13 protein-coding genes and 2 tRNA genes are annotated in these 15,209 nt (G+C 71.5%); 4 read left to right on the top strand and 11 right to left on the bottom strand.

What is annotated here, in order from left to right:
• Positions 1-6: 6 nt before the first annotated feature.
• Together ABTZ03_RS02105 and ABTZ03_RS02100 are read right to left on the bottom strand one after the other, a co-directional pair.
• The gene (locus ABTZ03_RS02105; protein WP_350510925.1) at positions 7-531 is read right to left on the bottom strand and encodes a hypothetical protein; all 525 of its coding nucleotides are present in this window, start codon (positions 529-531) and stop codon (positions 7-9) included.
• 324 nt (positions 532-855) lie between these two features.
• On the bottom strand, positions 856-3,495 hold the full coding sequence (locus ABTZ03_RS02100) for a valine--tRNA ligase (RefSeq protein WP_350510924.1): 2,640 nt from the start codon (positions 3,493-3,495) through the stop codon (positions 856-858).
• A gap of 189 nt (positions 3,496-3,684) precedes the next feature.
• Between ABTZ03_RS02100 and ABTZ03_RS02095 the strand changes: the two genes are divergently transcribed.
• Positions 3,685-4,539: a hypothetical protein gene (locus ABTZ03_RS02095; RefSeq protein ID WP_350510923.1), complete on the top strand. Its 855-nt coding sequence runs from the start codon at positions 3,685-3,687 to the stop codon at positions 4,537-4,539.
• 95 nt (positions 4,540-4,634) lie between these two features.
• Positions 4,635-5,441: a hypothetical protein gene (locus tag ABTZ03_RS02090; protein WP_350510922.1), complete on the top strand. Its 807-nt coding sequence runs from the start codon at positions 4,635-4,637 to the stop codon at positions 5,439-5,441.
• Positions 5,442-5,525: 84 nt separating this feature from the next.
• On the opposite strand, the gene clpX is transcribed toward ABTZ03_RS02090, so the two are convergent.
• The 5 genes from clpX to ABTZ03_RS02065 form a co-directional block, all read right to left on the bottom strand.
• Complete coding sequence (gene clpX, locus ABTZ03_RS02085; RefSeq protein WP_030283761.1) at positions 5,526-6,815, bottom strand: ATP-dependent Clp protease ATP-binding subunit ClpX; 1,290 nt, start codon at positions 6,813-6,815, stop codon at positions 5,526-5,528.
• A 247-nt stretch (positions 6,816-7,062) separates the two neighbouring features.
• The gene (locus tag ABTZ03_RS02080; RefSeq protein WP_350510921.1) at positions 7,063-7,725 is read right to left on the bottom strand and encodes an ATP-dependent Clp protease proteolytic subunit; all 663 of its coding nucleotides are present in this window, start codon (positions 7,723-7,725) and stop codon (positions 7,063-7,065) included.
• Positions 7,726-7,781: 56 nt separating this feature from the next.
• Positions 7,782-8,399 carry an ATP-dependent Clp protease proteolytic subunit gene (locus ABTZ03_RS02075; RefSeq protein WP_350511200.1) on the bottom strand — a complete coding sequence of 206 codons (618 nt, stop codon included), beginning with the start codon at positions 8,397-8,399 and terminating at the stop codon, positions 7,782-7,784.
• Positions 8,400-8,667: 268 nt separating this feature from the next.
• Positions 8,668-10,068 carry a trigger factor gene (gene tig, locus ABTZ03_RS02070; protein WP_350510920.1) on the bottom strand — a complete coding sequence of 467 codons (1,401 nt, stop codon included), beginning with the start codon at positions 10,066-10,068 and terminating at the stop codon, positions 8,668-8,670.
• A gap of 332 nt (positions 10,069-10,400) precedes the next feature.
• Positions 10,401-10,474: transfer RNA gene (locus ABTZ03_RS02065), tRNA-Pro, on the bottom strand.
• A gap of 170 nt (positions 10,475-10,644) precedes the next feature.
• Between ABTZ03_RS02065 and ABTZ03_RS02060 the strand changes: the two genes are divergently transcribed.
• A tRNA-Gly gene (locus tag ABTZ03_RS02060) sits at positions 10,645-10,715 on the top strand.
• 83 nt (positions 10,716-10,798) lie between these two features.
• Here ABTZ03_RS02060 and ABTZ03_RS02055 read toward each other — a convergent pair.
• Complete coding sequence (locus ABTZ03_RS02055; RefSeq protein ID WP_350510919.1) at positions 10,799-11,338, bottom strand: DUF6197 family protein; 540 nt, start codon at positions 11,336-11,338, stop codon at positions 10,799-10,801.
• Between the two features lie 189 nt (positions 11,339-11,527).
• On the opposite strand from ABTZ03_RS02055, the gene ABTZ03_RS02050 reads away from it, so the two are divergent.
• Positions 11,528-12,322 carry a DUF6348 family protein gene (locus tag ABTZ03_RS02050; RefSeq protein WP_350510918.1) on the top strand — a complete coding sequence of 265 codons (795 nt, stop codon included), beginning with the start codon at positions 11,528-11,530 and terminating at the stop codon, positions 12,320-12,322.
• Between the two features lie 163 nt (positions 12,323-12,485).
• On the opposite strand, the gene ABTZ03_RS02045 is transcribed toward ABTZ03_RS02050, so the two are convergent.
• The 3 genes from ABTZ03_RS02045 to ABTZ03_RS02035 all read right to left on the bottom strand — a co-directional run bounded on the left by ABTZ03_RS02045 (position 12,486) and on the right by ABTZ03_RS02035 (position 15,199).
• Positions 12,486-12,683 (bottom strand): hypothetical protein, encoded by a 198-nt coding sequence (locus ABTZ03_RS02045; RefSeq protein WP_350510917.1) that lies wholly within the window; start codon positions 12,681-12,683, stop codon positions 12,486-12,488.
• A gap of 506 nt (positions 12,684-13,189) precedes the next feature.
• Positions 13,190-14,416: a SpoIIE family protein phosphatase gene (locus tag ABTZ03_RS02040; protein ID WP_350510916.1), complete on the bottom strand. Its 1,227-nt coding sequence runs from the start codon at positions 14,414-14,416 to the stop codon at positions 13,190-13,192.
• Between the two features lie 297 nt (positions 14,417-14,713).
• Positions 14,714-15,199: a ribose-5-phosphate isomerase gene (locus tag ABTZ03_RS02035; protein WP_350510915.1), complete on the bottom strand. Its 486-nt coding sequence runs from the start codon at positions 15,197-15,199 to the stop codon at positions 14,714-14,716.
• Positions 15,200-15,209 lie beyond the last annotated feature (10 nt).

The following is a 15,209-nucleotide window of genomic DNA, read 5'->3' as shown; positions in this document are numbered from 1 at the left end:
GGGGCGTCAGACCCCGGCCCGGGCCTCCGGGACGTGCGCGGCGCCACCGTGCCGACGGCGCAACTCGGCGGTGATCTCGGCCAGTTCGCCCTCGGGCAGCAGCGGCAGCATCATCGCGACGCCCTGCAGCAGCCCGCCCAGCAGGTAGGTGGTGTCCGCCGTCGCGGCGACCAGGCCGCGCACCTCCGCCACCCGGCCGTCGGCGACCGCCTCGATCAACTGGGCGGCGCCCGCGGTCTCCTCGTCCACCTCGACCGCCGCAGTGTCGTCCGGCGCCCGCCGGGCCATCGCCCGCAGCACCCGGTCGCCGACCTCGGGGGCGTACGCCTTGCGGACGGCCTCGGCGGCGATCCAGGTGAGCAGGGTGGCCACCTCCCGCTCGACGTTCTCCGCCAGCAGCAGGTCCAGCTCGTGGTCGAACGCGAGCTGGTTCCCGTGCCGGAAGGCGAGCAGCAGGGTCGCCGCCCTGGCCTTGGCCTCCTCAACCGCCTCGGCAGGCAGTTCCTGGGCCAACTCCTCGGTCACCACCACGCCATGCCCTCCCGTCCGTCGCTCAGCAGGAACGCTCAGCAGAAACACCTTCGGAAACTCCGTGCACACCGTACACATCCGACCTGGAAACTTCCGCGAACGCGCGCGGGCAAGACCGGAATCAATTCGCTCGGAATAGGACCTCACCCGGTCCAGGATGAATATTCGCCGGAAGGGAGCAATGTTGCTGCGCTATTAGGCGTAGCGGCTGGCGTATTAGCCGCCGAGAGCGAGCGCCGGGACCGGCGCGCAACGGACCGGAGAACGCCGAGGGGCCGCACCCCGCGCGTCGCGGAGTGCGGCCCCTCACGGGCTGGTGCGGGCTCAGCCCTGCGGCAGCGCCGCGAGCTGGGCGGTGATCCGGGCGATGTCGGCCTCGGCGGCCTCCTGACGACCCCGGATCTTGGCGACCACCTCGTCCGGCGCCTTGGCCAGGAAGGCCTCGTTGCCGAGCTTGGCGGTGGTCTGGGCCTTCTCCTTCTCGGCGGCCGCGAGGTCCTTGGCGAGGCGCTTGCGCTCCGCCGCGACGTCGATGGTGCCGGAGAGGTCCAGCGAGACGGTGGCGCCGGCCACCGGCAGCGAGGCGGTGGCCGCGAAGCCCTCCGCGGGAGCGGTCAGCCACAGCAGCGAGCGGATCGCGTCCTCGTGCGCGACCAGCGCGGTGCCGGCCAGCTCCAGGACGGCCGGGACGCGCTGGCGGTCCTGCAGCCCCTGGTCGATGCGGAACCGGCGGACCTCGGTGACCACCTGCTGGACCGTGGCGACCTCGGCCTCGGCCCCGGCGTCACGGAAGCCGCTGTCCTTCGGCCACTCGGTGACGACCAGCGACTCGGCCCCGGTGAGCCGGGTCCACAGGGTCTCGGTGACGAACGGGACGACCGGGTGCAGCAGCCGCAGGGTGACGTCGAGGACCTCGCCGAGCACCCGGCGGGAGGCGTCCGCCTGCGGGCCGCCCTTGGCCAGGGTGGTCTTGGAGAGCTCGACGTACCAGTCGAAGACCTCGTCCCAGGCGAAGTGGAACAGCGCGTCCGAGAGCTTGGCGAACTCGTAGCCGTCGTACAGCGCGTCCACCTCGGCGACGGTGGCGTTCAGCCGCGACAGGATCCAGCGGTCGGCCGCCGTCAGCTCCTCCGGCGCGGGCAGCGGGCCCTCGACGGTGGCGCCGTTCATCAGCGCGAAGCGGGTCGCGTTCCAGATCTTGTTGCAGAAGTTGCGCGAGCCCTTGACCCAGTCCTCGCCGATCGGCACGTCGGCGCCCGGGTTGGCGCCACGGGCCAGGGTGAAGCGGACGGCGTCGGCGCCGTAGGCGTCCATCCAGTCCAGCGGGTCCACGGCGGTGCCGGAGGACTTGGACATCTTCTTGCCGAACTCGTCGCGCACCAGACCGGTCAGCGCGACGGTCTTGAACGGCGCCTCGCCGTCCATCGCGTACAGGCCGAACATCATCATCCGGGCGACCCAGAAGAAGATGATGTCGTGGCCCGTGACCAGGACGTCGGTCGGGTAGAACTTCTCCAGGTCGGCGGTCTTCTCCGGCCAGCCCAGCGTGGAGAACGGCCACAGGCCGGAGGAGAACCAGGTGTCCAGGACGTCCGGGTCCTGCACCCAGCCCTCGCCGGTCGGCGGCTGCTCGTCCGGTCCGACGCAGACGACCTCGCCGTTCGGGCCGTACCAGACCGGGATCCGGTGGCCCCACCAGAGCTGGCGCGAGATGCACCAGTCGTACATGTTGTCGACCCAGTCGAAGTAGCGGCGCTCCAGCGACTTCGGGTGGATCTCCACCTTGCCGTCGCGGACGGCGTCGCCGGCCGCCTTGGCCAGCGGCTCGACCCTGACCCACCACTGCAGCGACAGCCGCGGCTCGACCACCGTGTGGCAGCGCGAGCAGTGGCCGACGGCGTGCATGTACGGGCGCTTCTCGGCGACGATCCGGCCCTGCTCGCGCAGCGCGCCGACGACGGCCGAGCGGGCCTCCATCCGGTCCAGGCCGAGGAAGGGGCCGTGCACGGTGATCGCGCCGCGCTCGTCCATCACGGTCAGGTTCGGCAGGTCGTGGCGCTGGCCGATGGCGAAGTCGTTCGGGTCGTGCGCGGGCGTCACCTTGACGGCGCCGGTGCCGAACTCCGGGTCGACGTGCTCGTCCGCGACGACCGGGATCTCACGGTCGGTCAGCGGCAGCTTGATGGTCCGGCCGATCAGGTGCCGGTACCGCTCGTCGTCCGGGTGGACGGCCACCGCGGTGTCGCCCAGCATCGTCTCGGCCCGGGTGGTGGCGACGACGATGGAGTCCTCGCCGTCCCCGTAGCGGATCGAGACCAGCTCGCCCGGCGTGTCCTCGTGCTCCACCTCGATGTCGGACAGCGCGGTGAGGCAGCGCGGGCACCAGTTGATGATGCGCTCGGCGCGGTAGATCAGGCCGTCGTCGAACAGCCGCTTGAAGATGGTCTGGACGGCCTGCGACAGGCCCTCGTCCATGGTGAAGCGCTCGCGCGACCAGTCCACGCCGTCGCCGAGCCGGCGCATCTGGCCGAGGATCCGGCCGCCGTAGCTCTTCTTCCAGTCCCAGACCTTCTCGACGAAGGCCTCCCGGCCCAGGTCGTGCCGGGACAGGCCGACCTCGGCGAGCTGCTGCTCGACCTTGTTCTGGGTGGCGATGCCGGCGTGGTCCATGCCGGGCAGCCAGAGCGTCTCGAAGCCCTGCATGCGCTTGCGGCGGGTCAGCGCGTCCATCAGCGTGTGCTGGAAGGCGTGGCCCAGGTGCAGGACGCCGGTGACGTTCGGCGGGGGGATGACGATCGTGTACGCGGGCTTGTCGCTCTTCGCGTCCGCGGTGAAGTAACCACGCTCCACCCAGCGCTCGTACAGCTCGCCCTCTACGTCCGCCGGGGTGTAGGTCGTCGGGAGGGTTGCCGCATCGTCCCCGGCAAAGGTGCTCACGGGGCGCTGGTTCGTCGTGTCGGTCACGACGCACAGTTTACGTACCGCGGGCGCTGGTCACGAACCGCTTTCGGTCCGCGCGCTCGGCCCCTCCGGGCCCTCCCCCGGCGGGCGCCGTGCGGTAGCGTGCCCGGGCACTCGTCCGGGTGACCGGACGTACACGGACATACCCAACCGAAGATCGGCCGCAGGTGCGGCGGGGGAGCACGAGGACACATGTACGGCCAGGGACAGGGACAGCAGTATCCGCAACCGCAGGGCCAGCCCTACGGGGGACAGCCGTACGGCGGGCCCCCGCCGCAGCAGCCGCCCTATGGCGCCCCCCAGCCCCAGTACGGCTACCCGCCCCAGCAGCCCTACGGCCCGCCGCAGCCCCCCTACGGCCAGCCCGGCTACCCGCCGCAGGCGCCGTACGGCCAGCCCGGCTACCCCCCGGCGCCGCCGCGCAAGGGCAAGGGCGGCCTGGTCATCGGCCTGGTCGTCGGCGCCCTGGTGCTCGGCGGCGGCGGCTTCGCCGCCTGGAAGTTCCTCGGCGCGGGCAGCGACTCCGGCGGCCAGTACAAGCTCAGCGCACCGCAGACGCTGCTGGACGGCTACGTCCAGAAGTCGGCGAAGGAGGAGGCCGTCGACATGAGCAAGCCCGACGTCGCCAAGATCGGCTCGGACCTGCACGGCCTGGGTGCCAGCTACAGCAAGGGCGCCGACATCAAGAACATGGACTCGCTGTCGGTCCTCGGCATCTACGGGACCCTCAACGACCCGGCCCAGATCATCGCCGACTCCAAGAAGGAGAGCGGCGGCCTGACCTGGTCCACCCCGATGACCGACTTCCCCGCCAAGGACAGCCACGCCTCCGACGGCAAGCTCAGCTGCGGCGTCGCCAGCCTCATCGGCAAGCCCGGCCCGACGGTCTGCGTGTGGGCGGACAAGTCCACCTACGGCCGGGTCACCTTCAGCCACCTCAGCCTGGGCAGCGCGGGCGGCTCGGCCGGCAGCGACCCGGGCATCACCCCGGACCAGGCCGCCGAGAAGACCCGCGCCGTCCGGGACGCCATGAAGGTCGCCAAGTAGTCCGGGCCCCGCCCGGAACCATCCCCGACAGCAGCAGCACTCCACCGCCGGAGTCCCCGGCGGCGTTCACGCGTGACGTCCAGAAAGGGCCCCGCATGTCCGACCAGAACCCCTACGGGCCCCCGCAGCCGGGCTACCCGGCGACCCCGCCGCCGGCCGGCCCCGGCTACGGCGGCGTCCCGCCGCAGGCCCCGCCGCCCGGGTACCCCGCCCCCGGCGCCCCGGAGGCCGGCGGCTACCCGGGGTACGCGGACGGCATGCCCGGGGCCCACCCCGGCTACGGCTACGCCGGATACGCGCCGGTCCCGCCGCGCAAGTCCCGCAAGACGCTGTGGATCGTGCTCGGCACCATCGGCGCCGTCGTGGTACTGGTCGTCGGCGCCCTGGCGTACCTCGGCTGGAGCATGACCAACGGCGCGGGCACCCAGAAGATCGTCATGCCGACGGCCTTCAAGGACCTCAAGGCCAACAACGACCCGGCGGTGACCGGCAAGCTGCAGGACGAGCTCACGTCCAAGATCGGCCAGGGCGACGGCAACTGGAAGCCCACCGGCGTCGCCGGGGTGTACGAGGACTCGGACTCCAACGTCCAGCTGGTCGCGGTCGGCGTCTACGGCAAGGTGCTGCTGCCGAAGCAGGAGCTGGACCAGATGTTCAGCGGCTTCGCCGGCGCCGGCGGGACGCTCAGCGGCCGGCACTCGGTGGACCCCGGCCCCAAGGGCGGCCAGATGGACTGCGCCACCTCCCAGGACGGCGAGACCAAGCTGGCCCTCTGCGCCTGGGCCGACAAGAGCAGCGTCGTCATGGTGCTGAAGGGCGCCGAGGACGGCACCCAGCCCGACATGGACAAGCTCGCCGCCGACACCCGCGACCTGCGCGCGGCGGCCGAGGTGGCCAAGTAGCCCACGCCGTGGGCGATCCGCGGTGAACGCGAGGGGCCCCGCACCGGAGATCCGGTGCGGGGCCCCTCGCGTACGGCCGTCGGGTCAGGCGCTCTTGTCGCGCCGCTCGCGCTTGATCATGTCGCGCGGGACCAGGGTGGGGATGGCGTGCTTGGAGACCACGTCCCCGGTCACCACCACGCGGGCGACGTCCTGGCGCGAGGGGACCTCGTACATCACGGACATCAGCACCTCCTCCATGATGGCCCGCAGACCGCGCGCGCCGGTGCCGCGCAGGATCGCCTGGTCGGCGATCGCCTCCAGCGCGTCCCGGGAGAACTCCAGCTCCACGCCGTCCAGTTCGAACAGCTTGCGGTACTGCTTGACCAGCGCGTTCTTCGGCTCGGTGAGGATCTGCAGCAGCGCCTCGCGGTCGAGGTTGTGCACGCTGGTGATCACCGGCAGCCGGCCGATGAACTCGGGGATCATGCCGAACTTCACCAGGTCCTCGGGCATCACCTGGCGGAAGTGGTCACTGGCGTCCGACTCGCGCTTGGAACGGATGTTGGCGCCGAAGCCGATGCCCTTGGCACCCGCGCGGCCCTCGATGATCCGCTCCAGGCCGGCGAACGCGCCACCGACGATGAACAGCACGTTGGTGGTGTCGATCTGGATGAACTCCTGGTGCGGGTGCTTGCGGCCCCCCTGCGGCGGCACCGAGGCGGTGGTGCCCTCCAAGATCTTCAGCAGCGCCTGCTGCACGCCCTCGCCGGAGACGTCCCGGGTGATCGACGGGTTCTCGCTCTTGCGCGCGACCTTGTCGATCTCGTCGATGTAGATGATCCCGGTCTCGGCCTTCTTGACGTCGTAGTCGGCCGCCTGGATCAGCTTGAGCAGGATGTTCTCGACGTCCTCGCCGACGTACCCGGCCTCGGTCAGCGCGGTGGCGTCCGCGATCGCGAACGGCACGTTCAGCATCCGGGCCAGGGTCTGCGCCAGCAGCGTCTTGCCGGAACCGGTGGGGCCCAGCAGCAGGATGTTCGACTTGGCGAGCTCGATCGCGTCCTCGCGGCCGTTGCCGCCGCTGCGCCCCGCCTCGCCCGCCTGGACACGCTTGTAGTGGTTGTAGACCGCGACCGACAGCGCCTTCTTGGCGAGGTCCTGACCGACCACGTACTGGTCCAGGAACTCGTAGATCTCACGCGGCTTCGGGAGCTCCTCGAAGCGGACCTCGGAGGTCTCGGCGAGTTCCTCCTCGATGATCTCGTTGCACAGGTCGATGCACTCGTCGCAGATGTACACGCCTGGGCCGGCGATCAGCTTCTTCACCTGCTTCTGCGACTTGCCGCAGAACGAGCACTTGAGCAGGTCGCCACCGTCTCCGATGCGTGCCACGAGGTGCTTCCCCTTCGCCAGGGGCCCCGCAGGGGTTCCGGGGCCTGGTGCTGTGGACCGTCCGCGCCGACGGCGCTCGGTCTCGCTATCCGACGGTACTCTGCCGGGCCCTTGATTCCGTCCTCTTCGCCGGGTCTGCCCTACGCCCTGGGCGAATTGATACCGAACAGATGCCGTGGCAGACCCCGCCGACGGGCCGGGGCGGGGCGCGCAGTGGTTCGCGCGCCCCGCCCCGGGGGTGCCGGCCTCAGGAGGTCAGCGAGGTCTTGCGGGTCGAGATGATCTGGTCGATCAGGCCGTACTCCTTGGCCTCCTCGGCGGTCAGGATCTTGTCGCGCTCGATGTCGTCGCGCACCTGCTCCACCGACTTGTCGGAGTGCTTGGAGAGCATCTCCTCCAGCTGCTCGCGCATCCGGAAGATCTCCTTGGCCTGGATCTCCAGGTCGGACACCTGGCCGCGGCCGGTCTCGGTGTACGGCTGGTGGATCAGGATCCGGGCGTTCGGCAGCGCCATCCGCTTGCCGGGGGTGCCGGCGGCGAGCAGCACGGCCGCGGCGGAGGCCGCCTGGCCCATGCAGACCGTGGTGATGTCCGGCTTGACGTACTGCATGGTGTCGTAGATGGCCGTCAGGGCCGTGAACGAGCCACCGGGCGAGTTGATGTACATCTGGATCTCGCGGTCCGGGTCCATCGACTCCAGGCACAGCAGCTGCGCCATGATGTCGTTCGCCGAGACGTCGTCCACCTGGGAGCCGAGGAAGATGATGCGCTCCTCGAACAGCTTGGCGTACGGGTCGTACTCGCGGATGCCCTGGGTGGTGCGCTCGACGAAGCGCGGGACGATGTAGCGGCCCTCGGCACGCATGTCCTCGACGCGGGCCTGGGCGGCCGACAGGCTGGGGATGTTCATGGGGATTCTGGTCCTCCGGGGCGTTGTGGCTGTGGTCTCGTGGGCCGGGCCGAGGCTCAGGCGCCCGTGCCGCCGCCGCCGGGGACGTCCGCGGCGCTGTGCATGATCGCGTCGATGAGGCCGTACTCCAGGGCCTCCTCCGGGGTGAACCAGCGGTCACGGTCGGAGTCCGAGGTGATCTGCTCGAAGGACTGGCCGCTGTGGAAGGCGATCAGCTCGGACATCCGCTTCTTGGTGCGGAGCAGCTGCTCGGCCTGGATGCGGATGTCGGTGGCGGAACCGCCGAGGCCCGCGGAGGGCTGGTGCATCAGGATGTTGGCGTTCGGCAGCGAGAAGCGCTTGCCCTTGGCACCGGCGGTCAGCAGGAACTGGCCCATCGAGGCGGCCATGCCCATCGCGATGGTGACGACGTCGTTCTTGATGTACTGCATGGTGTCGTAGATCGCCATGCCGGCCGAGATCGAGCCGCCCGGGGAGTTGATGTAGAGGAAGATGTCCTTCTCGGGGTCCGCGGCCAGCAGCAGCAGCTGCGCGGTGATCTTGTTGGCGATGTCGTCGTCGACCTGCTGGCCGAGGAAGATGATCCGCTCGTTGAGCAGCCGGTTGTAGACCTGGTCGCCAAGGCCGCCGAGCACGTCACCAGCGGCGGCGTGCGGCGCCATCGGGCCAGGCATCTGCATCTGCGGGAACGTCACTTAGCCACCTGCTCAGTCGATTTGGACGGTCGCTCCACGGCCGTCACGATGTCGCACAGCTTCCGGGTATCACGTCGTGATTGGTGCTGTCCAAGGACCCTAACGCGCAGGCCCGGCCGCAGAATCCCTCACGCAGAACTGTTCGCTGTGAGCGCAGGGTCGCGGGGTGCGCGATGGGACGACAGCGGGCCCGGACACCGTACGGCGTCCGGGCCCGCTGCAGCACCTCAGGGGGCTACCGGGGCGCTCAGGCCTCGGTGCCCTCCTCGGCCTTGTCCTCGGCGGCCTCGGCGACGGCGGCCTCGACGGCCTCGCCCGTCTCGTCCTCGTCGTCGAAGTTGATCTCGTTGCCCTCGGTGTCGACGACCTTGGCGGCCTCGACCACGGTGGCCAGCGCCTTGCCGCGGGCGACCTCGCCGACCAGCAGCGGAACCTGGCCGCCCTGGACGACCTGCTGGGCGAACTGGTCCGGGGTGAGGCCGGAGCCGGCCGCACGGCGGATGAGGTGCTCGGTGAGCTCCTCCTGGTTAACACCCAGCTCCTCGTTGGCGACGATCTGGTCCAGGACGAACTGGGTCTTGATGCCCTTCTTCGCCTGCTCCTCGATCTCCGCGTCCCACTCCTCGCGGGTCTTGCCCTGGGTCTCCAGGTAGGTGTCGATGTCGAGACCCATCGGCTCCAGCTGGTGGTGCTCGACGTTGTGCTTGCGGGTCTCGATCTCGTCCTTCAGGAGCTTCTCGGGGTACTCGATCTCAACCAGCGTGAGCAGCGCGTCGAGGACCTTCTCCTGGGCCTGGGTGGCCTGGTCGTACTCCTTCATGCGCTCCAGGCGCTTGCGGGAGTCGGCGCGCAGCTCCTCCAGGGTGTCGAACTCGCTGGCCAGCTGGGCGAACTCGTCGTCCAGCTCCGGCAGCTCCTTCTCCTGGACGGCGGTGACGGTGACGGAGACCTCGGAGGTCTTGCCCGCCTGGGTGCCACCCTTGAGCTCGGTCTCGAAGGTCTTCTCCTCGCCGGCCGACAGGCCGACGACGGCGTCGTCGATGCCGTCGATGAGACGGCCGGAGCCGATCTCGTAGCTGACACCGGTGGCGGTGCCGTCCTCCGGCACCTCACCGTCGACCTTGGCGATCAGGTCGACGACCACGATGTCGCCGGCGGCCGCGGCGCGCTCGACGTCCTTGACGGAGGAGAAGCGCTCGCGCAGCTGCTCCAGCGACTTCTCGATGTCCTCGTCGGAGACGGCGATCGGGTCGACGGTCACCTCGATGGAGGAGAACTCCGGGAGGGTGATCTCGGGACGGATGTCCACCTCGGCGGTGAACTTCAGGTCGCCGCCATCGGCGATCTTCTCGACACCCTCGATGTTGGTGATGTCGGGCTGGCCGAGGACCTCGATCTTGCCCTCGTCGACGGCCTGCGTGTAGAAGCGCGGCAGGGCGTCGTTGACGGCCTCCTCCAGCACGGCACCACGGCCGAAGCGCTGGTCGATGACGCGAGCCGGGATCTTGCCCTTGCGGAAGCCCGGAACCGTGACCTGCTGGTTGATCTTCTTGTACGCCGCGTCGAGGCTGGGCTTGAGCTCCTCGAAGGGCACCTCGACGGTGAGTCGAACCCGGGTCGGGTTCAGAGTCTCGACGGCGCTCTTCACGGTTAGGTCTCCTAGGGGCTTGCGGTCAGGTTGTCTCCGCCCGTCCCTCACGTCCGGCCGGAGCCGGTACGGGTGGGGCGGACGAGACGGGCGATGGGCGGTTGGAGCTGCATCTCCCGTGTGGGTGGACGGTGAGCTTGACTCCTCGCCCTCGTGCGGTTGACCTGGGTGGACGCCACAGGGACTACCGCCAGCGCCCCATCCTACCGGTACCACGAAAGGCGGACGCCAGACGCCACCGTACCGCCGTCCCGGGGCCGTCACACAGACGGCACAGAAGGCCGTGACACAGAACAGGGCCCCGCCCCGGTGGGCGAGACCCTGCCGCACTGTCGGGGTGACCGGATTCGAACCGACGGCCTTCCGCTCCCAAAGCGGACGCGCTACCAAACTGCGCCACACCCCGTGGTGCCGAGAGGAAGCGTACACGCCGGGCCTGTACGGCTCGTCGACTTATTCGGGGTCCGACGGGAGCACGTCGGAAGGGGGTGCGCGGGGAATGCGGTGTGCACGGGAGGGACCGGACCAGGTACGCTGTGTCCCGAACTTCCGGCCGGCAACGGTCGGCGGCTTCGCGCGGGTGTAGCTCAATGGTAGAGCCCTAGTCTTCCAAACTAGTCACGCGAGTTCGATTCTCGTCACCCGCTCTTCCGGCCCGGCCCCGGTGCGCCCAGCGCACCGGGGCCGTCGGCGTTCCCGGGCTGCCTGCGTTCCCGGGGCCGGGCGGGCCTCAGAGGCCCAGCCGGGCGGCCCGGGCGGCGGCCCGGTCCAGCAACCGGTGCACGTCGCCCTCCCGGGTGGTGGGGCGGTCGTTGTACTCGTCCGGGGAGCGCGCCGGGCGGCCGGTGGCGTGCAGCACCTCCATCAGCTGGACCCGGCCGGTGCGCACGGTCGCCGGGGTGCCGTAGCCGTACGCCAGCACGGCCGCCTGGGCGCCGAGCAGGCAGACCCGGCCGGCCTGGTCCCACATCGCGCCCTGCAGCCAGCCGTGGGCGCCGATGTAGCGGGAGGCCAGCCGCAGGTGCTCGGCGGCGGTGACCGGGACCGGCCGGGCGGGCCGGCGCAGCGCCCGGTCGAGCAGGGTGGCCCGGGGCTCCGGGTGGCCGGCCTGCCAGGGGCGCAGGGTGCTCCCGTACCGGCAGACGTACGGCCCGGGGGCGGACGCGGGGGCGGGCAGCGAGGCGAGGTAGGCCTCGATCTCGGCGACCAGGCCGGAGCCGTCCCAGTGCGGCGGGTAGGGCGGAGCGGGCGTCAGGGCGGTGCGGGGCATGCGGGCTCTCCAGGCGGGCGGCCTTCAGGTTCCGCTCCCCAAAGTGGGGCATTCAGGACATTCCCGCGACCGGAGGGCAAGGCCGTGCGAACGGTTTCCCGCACGGCGGTCGGGCCGATAGCCTCGGCGGCGTTCGAGCGCAGTTCGAGCGCTGCCCAGGCGCCGCGCTCCCGAGGTGGAGGAGTCCCGGTGCGTCCGCAGGAGCGACTGGCCGTCATACAGCGCTGTGTGGTCCTGGAGATGGCACGGCTGGGCCAGGACTTCCACCCGGACGGCGAGGTGGTGCGCGGGCCGGGCACCACCGCGGTGGCGGTGCGCGAGCACCCCGGGGACGACGGCGGCGCCGGGCACGTGGACCTCGGCTTCGTGCTGCAGCTGGGCCGGGCGGACGGACCGGTGGTGTGGGACTGCGCGGCCGGCCTCGGCAAGACCGAGGAGGAGAAGCTCGCGAACGCGGTGAAGATGTGGGCGACCACCACCGCCTCGGTGCTGGTCGAGCTGGCGGACGGGCGGGGCATCCACGCCGACCGCCCGGACCTGCCCGAACTCCCGGGCTGGCGGGCGGTGCAGGGGCCGGCGGCGGTGTTCGGCTTCGGCAACGAGCACCTGGCGGCCTGGCTCGCCGAGCACCGGGTGCTGCCGGCGCTGGCTCCGGCGCTGCGTCAGGAGCTGGCCGGGCCGGGGCCGGTCGGGGTGAAGCTCTTCCTGGGCGGGAAGGCCGGGGACGACGTCGCCGAGGTCCGGGTGGGCGGCGAGGTGTCGGAGGCGGCCTCCGCGGCGCTGCGCGCGCTGGACTGGCCGCGCGGCGAACGACTGTGCTGGGCGCGGCTGTTCGTGCTGCTGACGGCGGAGCGGGCAGCACCGGTCACGGCCGCGCCGGCGGGTGCCGCGGCACCCGCGCCGGTACGTGCCCCGGCCCCGGCGGCGGCACGCCCCCGGGGTCTGTTCGCCCGCTGGCGGGAGGCCCGGCGAGCCGGCCGGTAGCTGTAGCTGTCATTCGCCCGCTCGCCTCCGGGGCGCTGTGACCCGGTGCCGACGGTCGGCGCTCCGTCACTCCTGCGTCGCTCCCTCGCTTCTCCCTTTCGGCACCGGCGCGCCCCTTCGGCTCGGGACGTGCTTCGGCTCGGGGCGTGCGGGAGCAGTCCGGTCAGCCGCCGGTGATGCTGGAGATGCTGTGCGCCAGGTTGGCCAGCATGGAGTTGATCGAGGTCGCCATCGTGGTCTCGTGCAGCATGAAGCCGAACAGGGCGGCGACGATCGCGTGCGGGATCTTCAGCTGCTTGTTCCGGATGAAGATGATGCACAGGATCGCGAACAGAACCAGCGCGGAGACGGAGAGTGCCACCCGGACTCACTTCCTCGTTTCATACCGTGGTGCCGCCGCCCGGCGGCACCTGCGAAGCCGGACCCCGGCCTGTCCGACGGTCCCGAGGCGGAATCGCGGACCGTCCGGCGCAGCGCCGGCGAGGGGGCCCGCACCGAACCGCTGTCTGCTGTGCCGCACGTGTCGCCCCCAATCCCCCGAATCCTGAACAGTCCCGCCCGGACTCAGTGTGGTCGACCGTGCCGATTGCGTAAAGGTCTGACAGTCAGCCCAATGCCGACATCCTGCGGTGCGGGACGAGTTTCCGCCGACCGGGACGATAGCGGAGCCGTTCTGACGAATCGTCGGCGGGGCGGTGCTGAGCGGCGGGGGAACGCCCGGGGGTGGGGAACGGAAGCCGCTGATCCGGTCCGCCGACGGGTCGTCCGATATGGCCGAAGATCAGCTGCCAGGCTTGACAGGGCCGCCCTCACCTGCCGGGGGCATGTGCCGACCGTCGGTGCCGGATCGGAGTCGGCGGACGACCCTCAGTCGCGCCAGAGCAGCAGGACGGCGCGGTCGTCGTTGATGTCCCGGGCCACCGTCTCGATCAGTGCGGACGCCGCGCCCGCGCCCGAGCCCGGGCCGCCGCCGGGGACCAGCCGGTCGGCCTCCCCCATCAGCCGGTCCATGCCCTCGGTGAGGTCCCGGCCGGGCGCCTCGACCATGCCGTCGGTGCACAGCATCAGCACGTCGCCCCGGTTCAGCCGGCCGCGCACGCCGTCGAACTTGGCGCCGTCGTAGATCCCGAGCAGCGGGCCGTCGGCCTCCTTGACCTCCCAGCGCCCCTCGCCGGCCAGCCGCTGCATCCCCGGCAGGTGCCCGGCCGAGAGCAGTTCGTACTCGCCGGTGTCCAGGTCCAGCACCAGGTGGACGGCGGTGGCGAAGCCCTCCTCCCAGGACTGGCGCAGCAGGTAGCCGTTGGCGGCGGGCAGGAAGTCGTGCGCGGGCAGCGAGCCGACCAGGCCGCCGAAGGCTCCGGAGAGCAGCAGCGCCCGGGAGCCCGCGTCCATGCCCTTGCCGGAGACGTCCGCGAGGACCACCTCCAGCAGCCGCTGGCCGGGGCCGGTGCGGGCGGCCACCACGAAGTCGCCGGAGAAGGACTGCCCGCCGGCCGGGCGCAGCGCCATGTCGGCGTGCCAGCCGGCCGGCAGGTCGGGCACCCGGCTCTGCACCCGCAGCCGCTCGCGCAGGTCGAACAGCATGGTGGAGCCGCCCCACCAGGGGACGCCGACCCGGGCCCGGAACTGGGCCAGCAGCAGGCCGCCCACCCCGGCGGCGCCGACCACCAGGGCCGCGCCGGGGGTCACGCCGTAGACGTAGGCCTCCGGGTTCTCGCTGGCGACCCGCTGGCCGGTGTGGATCACGGACTCGGCGGACAGCCCGAGGGCGGCCAGCGCGTACAGCACCACCAGGGAGCCGGGGCGCAGCAGCAGCGCGCCGGCCAGGATCGGCAGGACCAGGGCGGTGGGCGGGGCCCAGTCGGGGATCCAGATGTTCAGCAGGATCATCAGCGGGACGAGCAGGGCCAGCGCGCAGAGCACCGGCCAGTCGGCGGCGCCGCCGCGGAAGTAGTCGACCCCGGCCGTGCGCAGCCTTCGGCGGACCCGGCGGAGCCTCTTGCGCAGCCGGGCCGTCACGGGCTCGGCGGCCTGGGCGGCGCCGGGCCTCGTCGCAGTCGTCTGGGGCGGTGCGCCCGGCGGTCTGCCAGCCATGGGGCCCGACCCTATCCACGGGTGCGGCCCGGCGTCGACGGCCCGGGGGCGGGCGGCGGCGCGGGCGCGCGGGCCGCTCAGCGCGTTTCGGCCGAACGGCGCGGTGGCGGGCATGCCGTCAGGAGGCGTGCGCCGGTTGGACGTACGGAGCCTGCGGGCCGCGCGTGCGCCCCGCGTACGGGGTTGTGCGTACGCCGGGTCCTGTGGCCGATCCCACAGACGCGGACGGGGCGGGAACGACGACGGCCGGCCGCACGGGAGGATGCGGCCGGCCGTCGGGGCGGGTGGGTGGCGGGATCAGCCCTGGGGGTGGTGGGCCGGGATCGGCGGGAGCTCGCCGGTGGTCTCGTACTCGCTCAGCATCTCGATCCGGCGGGTGTGCCGGGCCTCGCCGCTGTAGGGGGTGGCGAGGAAGACCTCGACGAACTTGGTGGCCTCCTCGACGGTGTGCATCCGGCCGCCGATGGAGATCACGTTGGCGTCGTTGTGCTGACGGCCGAGCTCGGCGGTCTGCACGCTCCAGGCCAGCGCCGCGCGGACGCCCTTGACCTTGTTGGCGGCGATCGCCTCGCCGTTGCCCGAGCCGCCGATCACGATGCCCAGGGCGTCCTGGTCGGCGGCGGTGCGCTCGGCGGCGCGCAGGCAGAACGGCGGGTAGTCGTCCTCGGCGTCGTAGATGTGCGGCCCGCAGTCGACCGGCTCGTGGCCGGCCCCCTTGAGCCACTCCACCAGGTGGTTCTTCAGTTCGTAGCCGGCATGGTCGGAGCCCAGGTACACGCGCATGCCCATGAGT

Source organism: Kitasatospora sp. NPDC096077 (assembly GCF_040303245.1).
Lineage (GTDB): Bacteria > Actinomycetota > Actinomycetes > Streptomycetales > Streptomycetaceae > Kitasatospora.
This window is presented reverse-complemented; position numbering and strand designations above follow the sequence as displayed.

What these genes read in the sequence shown, in the direction of transcription:
- ABTZ03_RS02095 (WP_350510923.1), top strand. Translation starts at nt 3,685, where the DNA reads ATGTACGGCCAGGGACAGGGACAGCAGTATCCGCAACCGCAGGGCCAG.
- ABTZ03_RS02090 (WP_350510922.1), top strand. Translation starts at nt 4,635, where the DNA reads ATGTCCGACCAGAACCCCTACGGGCCCCCGCAGCCGGGCTACCCGGCG.
- ABTZ03_RS02080 (WP_350510921.1), bottom strand. Translation starts at nt 7,725, where the DNA reads ATGAACATCCCCAGCCTGTCGGCCGCCCAGGCCCGCGTCGAGGACATG.
- ABTZ03_RS02075 (WP_350511200.1), bottom strand. Translation starts at nt 8,399, where the DNA reads ATGCCTGGCCCGATGGCGCCGCACGCCGCCGCTGGTGACGTGCTCGGC.
- ABTZ03_RS02055 (WP_350510919.1), bottom strand. Translation starts at nt 11,338, where the DNA reads ATGCCCCGCACCGCCCTGACGCCCGCTCCGCCCTACCCGCCGCACTGG.
- ABTZ03_RS02040 (WP_350510916.1), bottom strand. Translation starts at nt 14,416, where the DNA reads ATGGCTGGCAGACCGCCGGGCGCACCGCCCCAGACGACTGCGACGAGG.
- ABTZ03_RS02035 (WP_350510915.1), bottom strand. Translation starts at nt 15,199, where the DNA reads ATGCGCGTGTACCTGGGCTCCGACCATGCCGGCTACGAACTGAAGAAC.